The organism is Pseudoxanthomonas composti (assembly GCF_004122095.1).
Classification (GTDB): Bacteria; Pseudomonadota; Gammaproteobacteria; order Xanthomonadales; family Xanthomonadaceae; genus Pseudoxanthomonas_A; species Pseudoxanthomonas_A composti.
The window spans coordinates 74,197-89,277 of sequence record NZ_SAWZ01000009.1 but is presented as its reverse complement, the minus strand read 5'-3'; the positions used below and the strand labels follow the sequence as shown (position 1 = coordinate 89,277).

13 protein-coding genes are annotated in these 15,081 nt (G+C 69.7%); 4 read left to right on the top strand and 9 right to left on the bottom strand.

Annotated elements, in window-relative coordinates; genetic code table 11:
- Positions 1-17 precede the first annotated feature (17 nt).
- Positions 18-914, bottom strand: a complete 897-nt coding sequence (locus EPA99_RS15390) for a DMT family transporter (protein ID WP_241688419.1) — start codon at positions 912-914, stop codon at positions 18-20.
- Between the two features lie 121 nt (positions 915-1,035).
- Between EPA99_RS15390 and EPA99_RS15385 the strand changes: the two genes are divergently transcribed.
- Together EPA99_RS15385 and EPA99_RS15380 are read left to right on the top strand one after the other, a co-directional pair.
- On the top strand, positions 1,036-1,518 hold the full coding sequence (locus EPA99_RS15385; RefSeq protein WP_129472126.1) for a YajQ family cyclic di-GMP-binding protein: 483 nt from the start codon (positions 1,036-1,038) through the stop codon (positions 1,516-1,518).
- A 15-nt stretch (positions 1,519-1,533) separates the two neighbouring features.
- On the top strand, positions 1,534-2,091 hold the full coding sequence (locus EPA99_RS15380) for a DUF1415 domain-containing protein (RefSeq protein WP_129472125.1): 558 nt from the start codon (positions 1,534-1,536) through the stop codon (positions 2,089-2,091).
- Positions 2,092-2,107: 16 nt separating this feature from the next.
- On the opposite strand, the gene EPA99_RS15375 is transcribed toward EPA99_RS15380, so the two are convergent.
- From EPA99_RS15375 to EPA99_RS15360, 4 genes are all read right to left on the bottom strand, one after another.
- Positions 2,108-4,138: a CHASE2 domain-containing protein gene (locus tag EPA99_RS15375; RefSeq protein WP_129472124.1), complete on the bottom strand. Its 2,031-nt coding sequence runs from the start codon at positions 4,136-4,138 to the stop codon at positions 2,108-2,110.
- A 3-nt stretch (positions 4,139-4,141) separates the two neighbouring features.
- Complete coding sequence (locus EPA99_RS15370) at positions 4,142-4,756, bottom strand: OmpA family protein (RefSeq protein ID WP_129472123.1); 615 nt, start codon at positions 4,754-4,756, stop codon at positions 4,142-4,144.
- A 2-nt stretch (positions 4,757-4,758) separates the two neighbouring features.
- The gene (locus tag EPA99_RS15365) at positions 4,759-5,199 is read right to left on the bottom strand and encodes a FecR family protein (RefSeq protein WP_129472122.1); all 441 of its coding nucleotides are present in this window, start codon (positions 5,197-5,199) and stop codon (positions 4,759-4,761) included.
- A gap of 275 nt (positions 5,200-5,474) precedes the next feature.
- The gene (locus EPA99_RS15360; RefSeq protein ID WP_129472121.1) at positions 5,475-6,842 is read right to left on the bottom strand and encodes a CehA/McbA family metallohydrolase domain-containing protein; all 1,368 of its coding nucleotides are present in this window, start codon (positions 6,840-6,842) and stop codon (positions 5,475-5,477) included.
- Between the two features lie 188 nt (positions 6,843-7,030).
- Here EPA99_RS15360 and EPA99_RS15355 point away from each other — a divergent pair, with 188 nt between their 5' ends.
- Positions 7,031-7,837, top strand: coding sequence for an SDR family oxidoreductase (locus tag EPA99_RS15355; protein WP_129472120.1), 807 nt, complete (start codon positions 7,031-7,033; stop codon positions 7,835-7,837).
- A gap of 220 nt (positions 7,838-8,057) precedes the next feature.
- Here the strand turns inward: EPA99_RS15355 and EPA99_RS15350 are convergent, their stop codons facing one another.
- On the bottom strand, positions 8,058-10,157 hold the full coding sequence (locus EPA99_RS15350) for a TonB-dependent receptor (protein ID WP_241688418.1): 2,100 nt from the start codon (positions 10,155-10,157) through the stop codon (positions 8,058-8,060).
- Positions 10,158-10,360: 203 nt separating this feature from the next.
- Here EPA99_RS15350 and EPA99_RS15345 point away from each other — a divergent pair, with 203 nt between their 5' ends.
- Positions 10,361-12,571 carry a PAS domain S-box protein gene (locus EPA99_RS15345; protein WP_241688417.1) on the top strand — a complete coding sequence of 737 codons (2,211 nt, stop codon included), beginning with the start codon at positions 10,361-10,363 and terminating at the stop codon, positions 12,569-12,571.
- 23 nt (positions 12,572-12,594) lie between these two features.
- On the opposite strand, the gene EPA99_RS15340 is transcribed toward EPA99_RS15345, so the two are convergent.
- From EPA99_RS15340 to EPA99_RS15330, 3 genes are read right to left on the bottom strand one after another with little or no spacing between them, the layout of a single operon-like run.
- On the bottom strand, positions 12,595-13,287 hold the full coding sequence (locus EPA99_RS15340) for an HAD family hydrolase (RefSeq protein WP_129472118.1): 693 nt from the start codon (positions 13,285-13,287) through the stop codon (positions 12,595-12,597).
- On the bottom strand, positions 13,277-13,984 hold the full coding sequence (locus EPA99_RS15335) for a pseudouridine synthase (protein WP_129472117.1): 708 nt from the start codon (positions 13,982-13,984) through the stop codon (positions 13,277-13,279). Before EPA99_RS15335 ends, EPA99_RS15340 begins: the two co-directional genes overlap by 11 nt.
- The gene (locus EPA99_RS15330) at positions 13,981-15,027 is read right to left on the bottom strand and encodes a class I SAM-dependent methyltransferase (RefSeq protein ID WP_206733778.1); all 1,047 of its coding nucleotides are present in this window, start codon (positions 15,025-15,027) and stop codon (positions 13,981-13,983) included. Before EPA99_RS15330 ends, EPA99_RS15335 begins: the two co-directional genes overlap by 4 nt.
- Between the last annotated feature and the right edge of the window lie 54 nt (positions 15,028-15,081).

The following is a 15,081-nucleotide window of genomic DNA, read 5'->3' as shown; positions in this document are numbered from 1 at the left end:
TCCTCAAGCGTCGGGCCTCATGGCGGTGGCGTGGCCGCGGCGGCACGGGCGGCCACGCGTTCGCGATACAGCACGTAGAGCCCGCTGCCGACGATGATGGCCGCGCCGATCCAGGTGATGCCATCGGGCAGGACGCCCCACAGGGCCACGTCCAGCAGCACGCCCCATAGCAGTGCCGAGTATTCCAGCGGCGCGATCATCGAGGCCTCGCCGCGGCGGAAGGCTTCGGTCAGCAACACCTGCGCCCCGGCGCCGGCCACGCCAACGATGCCGATCTGCAGCCCATGGGCGGACTGCAAGGGCACCCAGCCGGGCCAGGCCAGCAGGCCGGCCGCCACGCCGAGCAGCAGCACCATCCACAGGACCATGGCCTGGGTGCTGTCGCGCCGCGCCAGCAGCCGCGTAGTGAGGAAGCTGGCGGCATAGCAGCAGGCCGCCACCAGCACGGCGCCGCCGGCGGCGGTCATCATGCCGGCGCCGGTCGGCCGCAGGACCACCAGCACCCCCAGCAGTCCGATGCCCACCGCCGCCCAGCGACGCGGCCCGACGTGTTCGCCCAGCACTGGCCCGGCCAGCGCGGTGACCAGGAGCGGGGCGGCGAAGGTGATGGCATAGGCGGTGGTCAGCGGCAGGCGCGCCACGCCGTAGACGAAGCAGGCCATCATCAGCACGCTCAGGCCGCCACGCAGCAGGTGCATCGGCCAGTGCACGCGCACCAGGCTGCGCAGCGATGCGGTGGACAGCGCCCAGACCAGCACCAGCGGAAACGAGGCCAGGCCGCGGATGGCGCCCACCTGCAGCGGCGGATAGTGCGCCGACAGCGACTTCAGGCCGGCGTCCATCGCCGCGAACAAGGCCACTGCGCCCAGCATGAACAAGGCCGCGGGCGCGCGCTGCGGGGAGGTGGAGGTCATGTCGCGGATTATCCCGCAGCGGCCTGCCGCCGTCAGCGATGGCATCGGCGGGCCCCGCTGCACCTGCCCCATCGCGGGGCTGCGTTAACCTAGGCGCCCTTTTCGCAGCCATCCGCCCGCCATGCCCTCATTCGATGTCGTCTCCGAGGTCAACCGCCACGAGCTCACCAACGCGGTGGACCAGGCCAACCGCGAACTCAGCAACCGCTTCGATTTCAAGGGCGTGGACGCCAGGTTCGAGCTGGAGGACAACACCATCAACCAGTCCGCGCCCAGCGATTTCCAGCTCAAGCAGATGGAGGACATCCTGCGTGCGCGCCTGATCGCGCGCGGCATCGATGCGCGCTGCCTGGAGTTCGGCGAGGTGGAGACCAACCTGGCCGGGGCCCGGCAGAAGATCAGCGTCAAGCAGGGCATCGAGCAGAAGCTGGCCAAGCAGATCGCCGCCAAGATCAAGGAATCCAAGATCAAGGTCGATACGCAGATCAACGGCGACAAGCTGCGCGTGAACGGCAAAAAGCGCGACGACCTGCAGGACGCCATCGCGCTGCTGAAGAAGTCCGAGTTCGAACAGCCGCTGCAGTTCGACAACTTCCGCGACTGATCCGACGCCCTGGCCATGGAATCCACGCCCCCCGACGCCTCGCGCGACCCGATCGCCGATACCCGCCGCTGGCTGGAGCGGGCCGTCATCGGCCTGAACCTGTGCCCCTTCGCCAAGGCGGTCTACGTCAAGGAGCAGGTGCGCCTGGTGCTGAGCGATGCCTCCACGCCGGAGGCCCTGCTGGAGGAGCTGATGGAAGAGCTGGTGTTGCTGCGCGACACACCGGCCGAGGTCACCGACACCACCCTGATCGTGCATCCGGACGTGCTGGGCGACTTCCTGGACTACAACGATTTCCTCGACAACGCCGACATGGCGGTCGAACAGCTGGATCTGCAGGGCATCCTGCAGGTGGCCAGCTTCCACCCCGACTACCAGTTCGCCGGGGCGGCGCCGGAGGATGTGTCCAACTACACCAACCGCTCGCCCTGGCCGACCCTGCACCTGCTGCGCGAGGACAGCGTGGAACGCGCGGTAGCGGCCTTCCCGGATCCGGACGTCATCGTCGAGCGCAACATCGCCACGCTGGACAAGCTGGGCGTGGACGGCTGGCGACGCCTGCTGTCGGACTGAAGCCCGGCCCGCGCGCTCAGCGGGCGCGTTCGACCAGGTCCGGCACCAGCGCGATGGCCGGTTCCTCGTCCTCGTCGCGGAAGCTGCCGGCGATCTGCAGGATCTGCTGCTCGATGGCGACGAAGGCCTCCAGCACCACCGGGTCGAAGGTGCTGCCGTCGAGCTCGCGCATCATCGCCATGGCCTGCGCATGCGGGAATGGCTCCTTGTAGCAGCGGCGGCTGATCAGTGCATCGTAGATGTCGGCGGCGGCCATGATGCGCCCGGACAGCGGGATCGCCTGCCCTTTCAGGCCGTTGGGATAACCGCTGCCATCCCACTTCTCGTGATGGGTGGCGGCGATCTCGCTGGCGATGGTCAGAAAATTGTCGCCCTCGATGCGCTGAGCGGTGCTGAGGATGATCTGGCGGCCGAACTCGGCGTGCTTGCGCATGATCACCCACTCCTCCGCCGTCAGCGGGCCGGGCTTGAGCAGGATGTGGTCGGGCACCCCGACCTTGCCGATGTCGTGCAGGGGCGCGGACAGGAACAGCAGGTGGATGTAGTCCTCGCTCAGCGTGTCCAGGTAATGACCGGTCTGCTGCAGGCGCTGGGCGATGGCACGCACGTAGTGCTGGGTGCGCTTGATGTGCGCGCCGGTTTCCGGGTCACGCGTCTCGGCCACGGCCGACATCGATTCGATGGTGACCTGGCGCGCGTTCTCCAGCTGCTTGCGCCAGCGCTGCGCACGACGCTGGTGCACCGCCAGCCGCGCGATGACGCCCGCCGCCAGCAGGCTGCCCAGCACCAGCAGCGGTGCGGCCACCGGGATGAACAACCCGCCGCGCAGGAACAGCGCGCAGTCCACCGCCAGCAACAGCCCCGCCGCACACGCCACGTGGATGCCCAGCCAGCCCATCCCCTGGCCGCGCACGAACAGCGCGCACAGGCCGGCGGCCAGCAGCACGCCGATCAGCAGGGCGACGGGCGCGCCCCAGGCCGGAATGCGCACCACCGCATCGTCCAGGATGTTCTGCACCAGCACCGACTGGATCTTGGCGCCGGAGAAGCTGCGCTCCATCGGCGTGTCGTGCAGGTCGTTCAACCCCACCGCCGAGGAACCGATGAGGACGACCTTGCCGCGCAGGGCGGCCGGGTCCACCCTCCCGGCCAGCACGTCCACCGCCGGCAGGCTGGCATAGCGCCGGGCCGCGCCGTTGAAGTGCAGCACGGCGTGGCCGCGCCGGTCGATCGGGATGGCATGGGGGCCGATGCGCAGCGACAGGCCATCGCGCCCGCTCTCCACGTGCCCGGAAGACAGCTTCAGTGCGCGCATGGTCGCGGCCAGCGCCAGGCTGGCGTGGACCACGCCGTCGTGCTCGATCAGCAGCGGCAGGCGCCGCAGCACGCCATCCTCATCGGGTTGGGTGTTGACGAAGCCGGAGATGCGGGTCTGCGAGGCGATGGCCGGGACGTTGTCGAGCACGCCCGGGGCGCGGTCCAGGGTGAGCTGGTCCAGCGCGCCATCGAAGCCCACGCCGGGGCGCACCGGCTGGTCCTGGCGGGTGGCATGGTCGAAATAGAAATAACGCGCGCCGACCACGTCGGCCCGCGCCATCTGCTCGCCCAGGTAGCCATCGTTGTCCAGCAGGCCATCGGGCACGCCGGCGAAGGACACGTCCAGGTCGAAGTCGCGCTTGAAGGTGCGCTGGATGTCGCTCAGCGAGGCGCGGTCGGCCTCGGGCAGCAGGATGTCCATGGCGATGGCGGCCGGGCGCTGGGCCTGGATGCCCTGGATCAGCGCAGCCAGCCGATAGCGCGGCCACGGCCATTGGCCCACGGCCGACAGGCTGACCTCGTCGATGTCCACCACCACCGTATCCATGGCCTGGGCGCCTGAGGCGGTCTGGCGCTGCAGCGTGTCGAGCACCGCGCGGTCCAGCGCGCGCACCAGCGACTGCTGCTGCAGGCCGGCCAGGCCCACCAGCAAGGCCAGCACCAGGCTCACCACGAAGCACAGCGCCGCCGCGCGTGGCGACGCTTCCAGGGTGGCGGCAAGCGGCTTCATGGCCTACAGAACCACGATCTCGGCGCGACGATTGCGTGGCTCGGGCACGCCGGGCCGGGTCGGCACCAGCGGCGCCTTGTCGCCGAAGTACTGCACCTCCACCGGCAGGGCCGGGTCGATCTGCCTGAGCAGCTTTTCCACCGCGCGCGCGCGCTCGGCGGACAGGGCCAGGTTGTAGTCGGCCGCGCCGGCCGAGTCTGCGTAGCCGAACACGGTGACCTCGGTGGGCAGCCGGCTGCGCACCACCTCCAGCACCTGCGGCAGCAGCTTCTTGGACTCGGCGGTCAGCTCCATGCTGTCGAACTTGAAGTTCAGCACGAAGCTGCGCGGCGGGGTGGGCTGGGCCTGCAGCAGTGCGCGGTGGCTGCTCTCGAAGGCCTGCCGGTCCACGGGCCGTGCCGCGGCCGGCGCGGCGGTGGCGCGCTCGACCGCAACGCTGCCGTAGGCCTGGTCGATGCGCTCCTGCCCCTGCGCGGTGGCGATGGACACCGCGCCGAGGTGGCCGTCTTGGTCGGGCAGCAGGGTGATGCGCGTGGGCGCGGCGGCGCAGCCTGACAACAGCAGCAGCCATGCCAAGGCGGCGACGAGACGGCCGCGCGGGTCTTGCAGGAACGGCATGGTCAGTTCGCTTCGATCAGGAAGCGGGTGCCACGCACGCCGACGGTGGCCTTGGGCGTTTCCACCTTCACCGACGCGGGCGCGAGCTTGCCGATCTTGCCGGACTCGTAGATCGCCGAGCCCTTGGTCATGTACAGCGAGAAGGCGTACTTGCCGGCCTTGGGCTCGAACACGTAGTCGCGCACCAGCACATCGGCATTACCGCCCAGCGTGAGCAGGGTGCCGTCCTTGAACACCACCCCGGCCGAGGCGTCCGGCGCGGCGAGGATGCGGTCGGTGACCTGCAGCTGGGTGCCGCCCGCCGCTTCCAGGGTCTGTCCCTGGCGCAGCACGGTGACGCGACCGGAGACCTGTTTGACCAGGGCCACATGCGTGTCGGCCGCCCACGCGGGCACGGACAGCAGCAACAGCCAGCTCATGGCCAGCAAACACAAACGCTTCATTGATCCCCCCTCAGGGCCTGATGTCCCACACCCGGTTCAGCCATGTCGCATGCGATCCGTTGAAGGAGGCGATGACGAGATAGCGGCCGGCATCTTCGAATATTGAGGATGGCGTGACGTGAAGATGCCTTCACGCCCGATGTGCTTCAGCGCACACTTTCCACCGCGGCACGCGGCGCGCCGGACAGCCCTCGCTCTGCGCAGCGCTGTTTTCCAGCGGCCGCAGTGGGTGGTCCAGGCGCGTCACCAAGTCGCTGATGCCGCAATAGGCGGACTCAGCCGGCAGCCTCGATGAAGATCGGGTTGGAGTAGAACCACAGGTCCTCCCAGGGATCCTCGCCCGGCACGTCCTGCGCCGGGTGCGCCTGGGCGGTGGAGGTACCGCGCACGCGCACGAAGCCGCGCTGGCTCGGTCGCGGCACGCTGACGGTCATCGACAGCGTGCGGCCTTCCTGTTTCCACTGCGCGGCGGTGAGGGTCTGCACCTGCATGGTGGGCGTGCCGGTGCCGGCGCCGGGCTGGCCGCTGATGATGTCGATGTGGTGGAGGATCGGACGGGCGTTGTGGAAATTGGGCGCCGCCGGCAGCGAGATCCGCAGCGTCAGGACCAGCGTGTCGCCGTCGCGGGCGCTCAGGGTCTGGCCGCTTCCAGCGCTGGCCCGCCCGGACTGCAGGCGCATGTCCAAGCCATCGATCAGGTCTCCGGTCACCACGAACATCCGTCCGTGGCGCAGGCCATCGAGCACGTCGGCAGCCTGCGGGCGTGCCCAGACATAGGTCTTGCTGTACTCACCCGGGTAGAAGTCCGAGCCGCCGATGCCGGCGTGTCGATGCGCGTCGGAGTTGGCGGTGATCCAGAAGCGGCGGCCCTCGGCCAGCAGCTGATCCCACACGCCGCCGATCTGCGTGGTCATCTGGTCGAAGCCGCCGTCGCTGGGCGCGGCCGCATTGCGGTACAGGCCACGGGTCTTGCGATCGGCCTGGTGGCCCGGCGCGCCTTCCATGCCGACCAGCACATCGGGCGCGGCGTCCTGCCAGTGGCGCAGTTCCTGCGGGGTGACCTCGCCCCAGCTGCCGGGCGCGGTAGCCGTGCGCGAGGGATGGTTGATGAACATCAACGGCCGCGGCTGCAGGGCCCGCATGTGCGCCAGGGCCTTTCGCATGTCCGCGTCGGTGTCGCGCGCGGCCTTGTCCAGTGGCTCGCGGCGATTGAAGTCGCGTTCGATCTCGTACTGCTGCATCGCCTCGTCAGGACCCGGGGCGATGATCAGCGAGGCGTGCTCGCCCGCCGGCACGTCGAACTCCATGCCGTGAAACTGGATCAGCTCCGGCACCGCCTCGCGCGCGGCCTGCAGTGCTGGCCAAGCGCCCTCGCGGGTGACCGCTGAGTGGCCGGGGCCGCCGTGGTCGGTATGCACCATCCAGCGCAGGCCGTGGAGGCTGGCGGCCCTGGCGTTGTCCGTGCGCGTGTACGGCGAATCGCCGCCGCGGATCGGCCTGGGCGGGCTGACCGATTCGTCCCAGTCCACGCTCCATTCGCTGTGCACGTGATGGTCGCCGGCCAGCCAGCGCCGGCCGTCCTCGTTGGCATGGGCCAGCAGCGGCAGCAGCGCCAGGCAGGTGGACAACACGAGACGGCGCATCGGCGGTTTCCTCATCAATGGCAGGCGCGCCAGACAGGAGGACGACGCATCCGATGGATCGAGACGCGCGGTCGCAAGCGCGCGCGGCAGCCGCTTATTCCACACCGGCACGATGAAACGGTGATGACACCACTCCGGCTTGCCATGCGCCGGCCTAGGGTGGGTGATCCCTTCGCAGGAGTCGCCGCATGTCGCTCGTTCCCGAGATCACGCCGTGGAATCCGCAGCCGCTGGCCGGCCGCGTGGTGCTCATCACCGGTGGCGCGCAGGGCATCGGCCGCGGCATCGCCCAGGCCGTGCTCGGTGCCGGTGGCCGCGTGGCCATCGGCGATCTGGATGCCGACGCCGGCCAGGCTTGCCTGCGCGAATGGGGACGCGGCGGCGATGCGCTGTTCCGCAAGCTGGACGTGGCCAGCGAGCGCAGCGTGGCGGCGATGGTGGGCGCCACGCTGAAGGCCTTCGGACGCCTGGATGGCCTGGTCAACAACGCCGGGCCGCCGGATCCCCATGTGCCGCCGCTGGACCAACTGGACCTGCGGCAATGGCAGGCGCGCCTGTCCAGCCTGCACGGCGCCTTCCTGTGCAGCCGCCAGGCCCTGCCCGCGCTGCGCCAGGCGCAGGACGGCGGCGCCATCGTCAACATCGCCTCTACGCGTGGCCATCAGTCCGAACCGCACAGCGAGGCCTATGCCGCGGCCAAGGGCGGACTGCTGGCCTTCACCCATGCCCTGGCGCTGAGCGAAGGACCCAAGGTGCGGGTCAACGCCATCAGCCCGGGCTGGATCGCCACCGAAGCCTGGCGCGGGCCGGCGCGTCGGCGCGCGCCCAAGCTCTCGCGCGCCGATCATGCCCAGCATCCGGCCGGACGCGTCGGCACGCCGCAGGACATCGCCACCCTCGCCGTGCAGCTACTCGCGCCTGCGCTGTCGGGTTTTGTCACCGGGCAGGAGTTCATCGTCGATGGTGGCATGACGCGGAAGATGCAGTACGCGTAAGGCTGCGCCGTTGAGGGCAACTGTGCAGGCGAGCCTGGTGGGGGCATCTGTGGGAGCGGCTTTAGCCGCGAAGGGGCTCTCCCGGCAAAAGCCTCGGCGGTAATGGGCTTTACCGGTAGAGCCTCTTCGCGGCTAAAGCCGCTCCCACAGATGCATCCACAGATGCGCCCCTGGATGCCTTTCGGCCAGGCTCAGCGGCTCGGCCCGTCCTGCCGCAGCCTCAAAAATCCAGGCTGTAGCCCAGCGTGAGCGTGCGGCCGCGGCCGGCGAAGTAGCGGGCCGGTTCCACCAGGGCGCTCTGCGAGTAGTAGCTGATGTACTGGCGGTCCAGCAGGTTGGACACGGCCAGCGTCAGCTTGCCGGCCTGCAGTGCGTAGTCCAGCGAGCCATCGACCAGCGCGTAGCCGTCGAACTCCTTCTCCAGCTCGTCGAAGCGGCGCGAGAAGGCGTACTGCGCCTGGGCGAAGGAGGACAGGCGCTCGCTCCAGCGCGCGCTCCAGGTGCCGATCACGCGGTTGGGCGCGATGTTCAGGCCATCCAGGTGCGCATCCAGGCGTCCGTCGGCATCGCTGTCGTAGCGTCCGCGCGTCCAGGCATAGGACAGGCCGAGCTGGTGATCCTCGCCCAGGCGATAACGCGCGCTGGCGTCCAGGCCTTCGATGCGCGTCTTCTCGCGCGCCATCTGGAAGGCGCCATCGACCGAGATCAGTCGCGTGCCGTAATCCGAGCGCGACTGGAACAGGCTCAGGTCCACGTCCCAGCCATCGCGACGATAGCGCGTGCCCAGCTCCAGGTTGCGCGTCAGGACCGGCTGCAGCGATCGCAGGCTGGCCACGGTGGTGCCCGGGGTGTTGATCGAGCGCAGCACGCGGCCCACGTCCGGCAGGCCGAAGCCCTCGGCATAGCTGGTGAACACGTTAAAGCCTTCCACCGGCGCGTACACCAGCCCGAGGTTGGCCAGGTTCTGGCTGAGGTCGAGGGTGCCGCCCTGCACGTTCACGCGGTTGTAGCGCGCCAATGTCTGGTAGCTGTCGATCCGCAGCTTCAGGTCTTCATGGCGCAGCCCGCCATGCACCGTCAGCTGCGGCAGCAGCTGGTACTCCCCCTGCACGAACGCGGCCAGGTCGCGCAGTTCCGAGTTCGGCACGTAGGTGCGCCCGGTGCCGTAGAGATCCTGCTTGCCGCTGTCCCACAGCGTGTCCACGCCGCCGGTGAGCTTGAGCCTGCCGTCCAGCAATCCATCCCTGGACAGGCTGGCCTTGGAGCCCCACTTGGAGGCCACCGAGCGCGACTGGTCGTACAGCGTGCCGACCGGTGCGATGCGTGGGTCCTGGAAGGTGGAGGAATTGTCCGCGCCGAACAGGCCTTCGAATTCCTGGTTGAACACCATCGCATCCAGCGTCATCCCGCCCAGGTCGTGATGGCGGTAGGACAGGCCGGTGGTCCACACATCGTTCCACGGTGGCGTGCCTTCGGGGGTGCCGCGGATAGAGGTGGTGGGAATGCCGCGGGCGCGGTCCCCGCCCACGGCCAGGTACTCGGCCTTGGACTTGATGCGATAGCGGTTGGAGCTGAGCTGCAGTTCCTGGGTGTCGTCGATCCAGTAGCCCAGCTTGGCGTGCAGGTCCCAGGCGCGGGTGGCCATCAGGTCGCCCTGGGTGACGTCGGTGCCGATGGCGCGGCCATCGCCGTCCAGGTACAGGCCCTGGTCCTCGTAGCCGGCGCCCAGCAGGTATTCCACGCGGCCGGTATTGCCGCTGACGCGGTACTGGGCGCGGTAGCTGGCCGTTTCCGCATCGAGGTCGGCGCTGGGCACGGTGCCCTGGACCTGGACGTGCTGGTTGACCGTGCCGGGCTCGGGTCGCCGGGTGATCAGGTTGATGGTGCCACCGGTGGCGCCCAGGCCGTTCATGGCATTGGCGCCCTGCACGATCTCGATGCGCTCGACCATGGCGTAATCGATGGTGTGCGCCTCACGGCCGGTGGGTCGCAGAGGATTGGACTGGGGAATGCCGTCCACCAGGATCAGCGGGGTGCGACCGCGCAAGGTCTCGCCACTGCCGTTCATCTTGCCGCGGCTGGGCGTATAGGACGGCAGCAGGTTGGCCAGCAGATCCGAGGAGTTGGTGCTGATGGACAGCTGGCGGGCGATGTCGGCCTTGTCGATCACCACCACCGTCTGCGGCGCGCTCTCGGCCGGCTGGTCGGTGCGCGAGGCGGTGACCACCACGGCATCGAGCGTCTGGTCGGCGGATTGGGCGTGGGCGGTGGCGGCGGCCAGCGCCGCAGCCAGGGACAGGCAAAGGGAATGCAGGCGCACGGAGCTCCTTGAATAATGGGTCGGGGCACTCATGGGCCACCCCTAAATGAGAATGATTATCTTATCAGTTCAGCTCACGGCACCAAAGGCCATGACTGGGGCAGCGCCATCGGCAGTTGCGCACGCCATCCCGAATCCGGCCCGGTGCCATCAGGAAAGGCTTTGCCGCGCCGATATGCGAATCGGGAGAGGAAAGGCCGCGGATGCCCCCGGCCATCGACACCACCATGGCGCCCACATCCGACACCGCCAAGCTGCTCAGCGCCGAGCTTGAGTCAGCACGGCTGACCGCCTTGCGAGATCTGCAGGTCCTGGATACCGAGCCGGAGCTGGTCTTCGATGACCTGGCCTGGCTGGCCGCGCGTCTGTGCGACACCCCGATCGCACTGACCAGCCTGATCGACGCCGAGCGCCTGTGGTACAAGGCTCACTGCGGCCTGGAGGCCGACCAGGCCTCCCGCAACGGGGCCTTCTGCGCGTACGCCATTGCCGCCGACGATCTGATGGAAGTGCCGGACACCTTGCAGGACCCGCGCTTTTGCAGCGCGCCGATGGTGCTGGGACCGCCGCACATCCGTTTCTACGCCGGCGCGCCGCTGATCGGGCGCGAGGGGCATCGCTACGGCACGCTGTGCGTGATCGACAGCCGGCCGCGGACCCTGGACGCGGTGCAGCGTGAGGGCTTGCAGCGCCTGGCCCGACGCACCGTGGACGGCCTGGAGGCGCGTCGCAACCAGCATCTGGCCGAGGCCCGCAAGCAGACCCTGCAGCGCCTGCTGGAGGCCATGCCCGACGGCGTGGTGACCTGCACCGCCGAAGGACAGCTGGACAGCTTCAACCGGCGCGCGCGGGACTGGCTGGGGGTGGACCCTCGCCGCGAGCCCTCGGAGCAATGGTCCAGAGCCTTCGGGATCTATCAGGCCAACGGTCGCGAGCTATGCCCGACCGAGCGGCTGCCGCTGGTGCTGGCACTGCAGGGCGAGCTGGTGCAGGACACCGAACTGGTGCTGCTGCCCCCCGACCAACCGCCCCGGCACATCATCTGCTACGCCGATGCGCTACGCGGCGCCGATGGCCGCATCCTCGGGGCGGTCTGCGTCATGCGCGACATCACGGCCGCGCGCGCCTCGCAGCTGGCCGCGCGCATGGAAGCCCAGCGCTTCCACGAGGCCTTCCACGCCGCCTCCCAGGGCATGGCGCTGATCTCGCTGGAAGGCCGCTGGATGGAGGTCAACGCGGCGACCTGCGCGATCTTCGGCTATGGGCGCGATGCGCTGATGACCCTGGACTTCCAGCAGCTGACCCACCCGGAAGACCTGGGCGCGGATCTCAAGCTGGTCCAGGAGGTGCTGGCCGGGACCCGTGACAGCTACCAGATGGACAAGCGCTACTTCCACCGCGACGGCAGCCTGATCCATGCGCACCTGTCGGTCTCCATCGTGCGCGATGCGGAGGGCCAGCCGCTGCATTTCGTCTCGCAGATCCAGGACCTGACCCAGCAGCGGCTGGCCGAGCAGGCCCTGCGCGAGAGCGAGAACCGCCTGCGCACCATCGCCGACAACGTGCCGGCGCTGATCGGCCGGGTCAGCGCGGACCTGCGCTACGAGTTCGTCAATGCGCACTACGCGCGCTGGTTCGGGCGCGCTCCAGAAGACATCATCGGACGACACATGCGCGAGATCCTGCGGCCGGAACACTACGCCATGGTCCAGCAGCACCTGGATACGGTGCTGTCCGGGCAGCCGGTGTGCTTCGAGGTCGAGGTTCCCACCGAAGCCGGCCTGCGCCACCTGCAGGCCAACTACCTGCCGGTGGAGCGATGCGATAGCGCCGGCCTGCGCACCGGCTTCCACCTGATGGTGCAGGACGTCACCGCGCAGGTGGGCCTGGCGCGCGTGCTGCAGGCGCAGGCGATGACCGACACGCTGACCGGCCTGCCCAACCGCGCGGCGTGGATGGCCCACCTGGAGCACGCGGTGGCCATGGCCCAGCTCAACGACCAGACCGTGGCGGTGCTGTTCCTGGACCTGGACGGCTTCAAGCAGGTCAACGACCGCCATGGCCACCAGACCGGCGACGCGCTGCTGCGCGCCTTCGGCACGCGGCTGAAAACCACGCTGGGACGCGGCGACTTCCTTGCGCGCCTGTCAGGCGATGAGTTCGTGGTGGCCCTGGACTGCGCCGGCCAGGGCCAGACGGCGGCCGTGGACGCGGTGGAGCGGATCATGCGCGCCATGGAACGGCCGCTGCAGGCCGGCGCGCTTGCGCTGCACATCACCCCCAGCATCGGCCTGGCCGTGCAGCGAGGCACTGGCTGCGGCGTGGCCGCGCTGATGCGCGAGGCGGACGCGGCGATGTACGGCATCAAGCGGCGCCGTGCGTCCCAGCGCGGACAGCTGCGCAGCGCCAGCTGACCCCGGCGCTGCCGCCCCGATCCTCACGCAGTGCTGGCCACCCGCGCGGCCAGCAGCGCACGCACGTCCAGCAGCGAGCCGACGATGCGGTGGCCAAGCGCGCGTTGGGCCGCGTCGGGCGCCACCAGGTCCGGCACCTGGATCACGGTCATGCCCGCATCCAGCGCGGCGCGCACGCCCGCCGGAGAATCCTCCAACGCCAGGCAGCGCGCGGGCGCCACGCCGATGCGCTGGGCCGCCAGCAGGTAGATGTCCGGCGCCGGCTTGGGGTGGGCCACGTCGTTGCCGGCGGTGACCGAGTGGAAGTACGGCAGCAGGCCGGCGGTTTCCAGCTTGTGCGGCGCGCGCGGGCGGCGGGTGGACGTGGCCACGCCCCGCGGGATGCCCTGTGCCTGCAGCCACTGCAGCAGCTCGACGATGCCCGGGCGCAGCGGCAGGCCGGCTTCGACCTCGGCGTCGTAGAGCACGTTGCAGCGGTCCATCAGTTCGGCGATGCGGGCATCGTCCATGCGCTCGCGCAGGACCTGCTGGCAGGCGGCGGTGCTGTGGCCGACCATGCGCAGCCAGTAGGCATCCTCGATGCGCAGGCCGACTTCCGCCGCCGCGCGCGACCAGCAGCGCACCGAGGCGCGCTCGCTGTCCAGCATCAGCCCGTCCATGTCGAAGATCACCGCCTCGGGCAGCTCCGACAGCGGTCGCACACGTTCAGTGGACATGGCCGAACAGCACCTCGAGATCGGCCGGGGACAGCAGGCGCCAGTGTCCAGCAGGCAGCTCGCCCAGCCCCAGCCCGCCGATGCGGCTGCGGTGCAGCGCCTGGACATGGTGGCCGACGGCGGCGAACATCCGCCGCACCTGGTGGTAGCGACCTTCATGCAGGGTCAGGCGCACGTGGCGCGCATCGATCGCTTCCAGTTCGGCCGGCAGCAGCGGCTTGGTCTCCGACTCGAGCAGCAGCTCGCCGGTGGCGAAGATGCCGGCCTCCTCGCCGCGCAGGTCCTCGGCCAGGGTGACCTCGTAGACCTTGTCCAGCCGCGCCTTGGGCGAAATGATCCGATGCAGCAGCTGGCCGTCATCGGTCATCAGCAGCAGGCCACTGGTGTCGCGGTCCAGCCGCCCCACCGGCGAGACCAGCGGATCGCGCAGGCGATAGCGCGGCGGCAGCAGGTCATAGATCAGCCGGCCGGTGTCCTTGGTGGAGCAGGTGTAGCCCAGCGGCTTGTGCAGCATCAGGCACAGGCCCGGCGCGCTATCCAGCGGCTCGCCGTCCACGCGCATGTTGTCGTGATCGACCGGGTCGTCGGTGTAGAGCACTTCGCCAGCCGCATCGGTCACCCGGCCCTCGCGGAACAGCGCGGTGACCTGCTTGCGGCTGCCGTAGCCGAGGTTGGCCAGGTGCTTGACGATCTTCATGCGCGCGGCCCGCTGGCGGCGATGACCTTGAAGCCACCGCCCTCGGCCTTGGCCTGCACCTGCGAAAAGCGCTGCGACAGCATGTCCTCGTACGGCAGGTGGCGGTTGGCCACCATCCAGAACTGCCCGTGCGGGCGCAGCGCGTCGGCGGCCACGTCGATGAATCGGCGGCCGATGTCCGGGCGCTCACCCCGGCCCAGCCCGTGGAAGGGCGGATTGCTGACGATCACGTCGTAGCGACCGGGCAGTCCGCGGGTGACGTCGTGCCAGTGGAAGCCCAGCTTCACCCGCGCATCGACGGCCAGGTTCTCGCGCGCCATCGCCAGGGCACGGCCCTCGGCCTCGAACAGATCGATGCTGGAGATGCCGGCGCAGCGCTGGCGCAACTGGTCGGCCAGGTAGCCCCAGCCTGCGCCGAGGTCGGCGGCATCGCCGGCCAGCGAGGGTGGCAGCGCCTGCGCCAGCAGGGCGCTGGCCGCATCCACGCGGTCCCAGGCGAACACGCCCGGGCGGCTGCGGTAGCGCCCGCCCAGGATCGGGCGCGGCGCATCCAGCGCGCGCCAGCGCTGGGCCAGCGCCTCATCGTGCTGGCCGCTCAGCGGCGCGCTCCAGAACACGCGGCAGTGGTGCTTGGTCACCGAGCCGCCCAGCCCCACCAGCTGCGTGAGGTCTTTTTCCACCGAACGTGCGCCTTCGTCGTTGGCCACGCTGCAGACCAGCTGGCCGCCGGGCGCGGCCAGGGCCAGCATGCTCGCCAGCAGGGCGCGGGATTCTTCCTTCTGCCGCGGCGGCAGCGCGATCACCCGCGCCGCGCCGCCGCTCAGCTCTTCCACCCGCTCCACGGTCTGCAGGCGCAGCCGGTCCAGCGCTTCGAAGGCCGGGCGGAAGCTTTGCTGGCATTGCAGCGTCTGGCCGTCGAGCACCTGCAGGGCCGCGCCGGGACGGGCGCGCAGCAGCAGCGTCATGCCCTGCACGGGCGGCAGGCCGCCGCGCTCGAGCGCATACGCCAGCGCCTGCATGGGAAGGTCGGAATCGGTCGCCACGATGGTCCAGCTGGGTCTTGGTGAGCCGCCTATTGTAGCGGCTGGTCTGCTGCC

Coding starts and splice junctions, on each gene's coding strand:
- EPA99_RS15390 (WP_241688419.1), bottom strand. CDS start 914: ATGACCTCCACCTCCCCGCAGCGCGCGCCCGCGGCCTTGTTCATGCTG.
- EPA99_RS15385 (WP_129472126.1), top strand. CDS start 1,036: ATGCCCTCATTCGATGTCGTCTCCGAGGTCAACCGCCACGAGCTCACC.
- EPA99_RS15380 (WP_129472125.1), top strand. CDS start 1,534: ATGGAATCCACGCCCCCCGACGCCTCGCGCGACCCGATCGCCGATACC.
- EPA99_RS15375 (WP_129472124.1), bottom strand. CDS start 4,138: ATGAAGCCGCTTGCCGCCACCCTGGAAGCGTCGCCACGCGCGGCGGCG.
- EPA99_RS15370 (WP_129472123.1), bottom strand. CDS start 4,756: ATGCCGTTCCTGCAAGACCCGCGCGGCCGTCTCGTCGCCGCCTTGGCA.
- EPA99_RS15365 (WP_129472122.1), bottom strand. CDS start 5,199: ATGAAGCGTTTGTGTTTGCTGGCCATGAGCTGGCTGTTGCTGCTGTCC.
- EPA99_RS15360 (WP_129472121.1), bottom strand. CDS start 6,842: ATGCGCCGTCTCGTGTTGTCCACCTGCCTGGCGCTGCTGCCGCTGCTG.
- EPA99_RS15355 (WP_129472120.1), top strand. CDS start 7,031: ATGTCGCTCGTTCCCGAGATCACGCCGTGGAATCCGCAGCCGCTGGCC.
- EPA99_RS15345 (WP_241688417.1), top strand. CDS start 10,361: ATGCCCCCGGCCATCGACACCACCATGGCGCCCACATCCGACACCGCC.
- EPA99_RS15340 (WP_129472118.1), bottom strand. CDS start 13,287: ATGTCCACTGAACGTGTGCGACCGCTGTCGGAGCTGCCCGAGGCGGTG.
- EPA99_RS15335 (WP_129472117.1), bottom strand. CDS start 13,984: ATGAAGATCGTCAAGCACCTGGCCAACCTCGGCTACGGCAGCCGCAAG.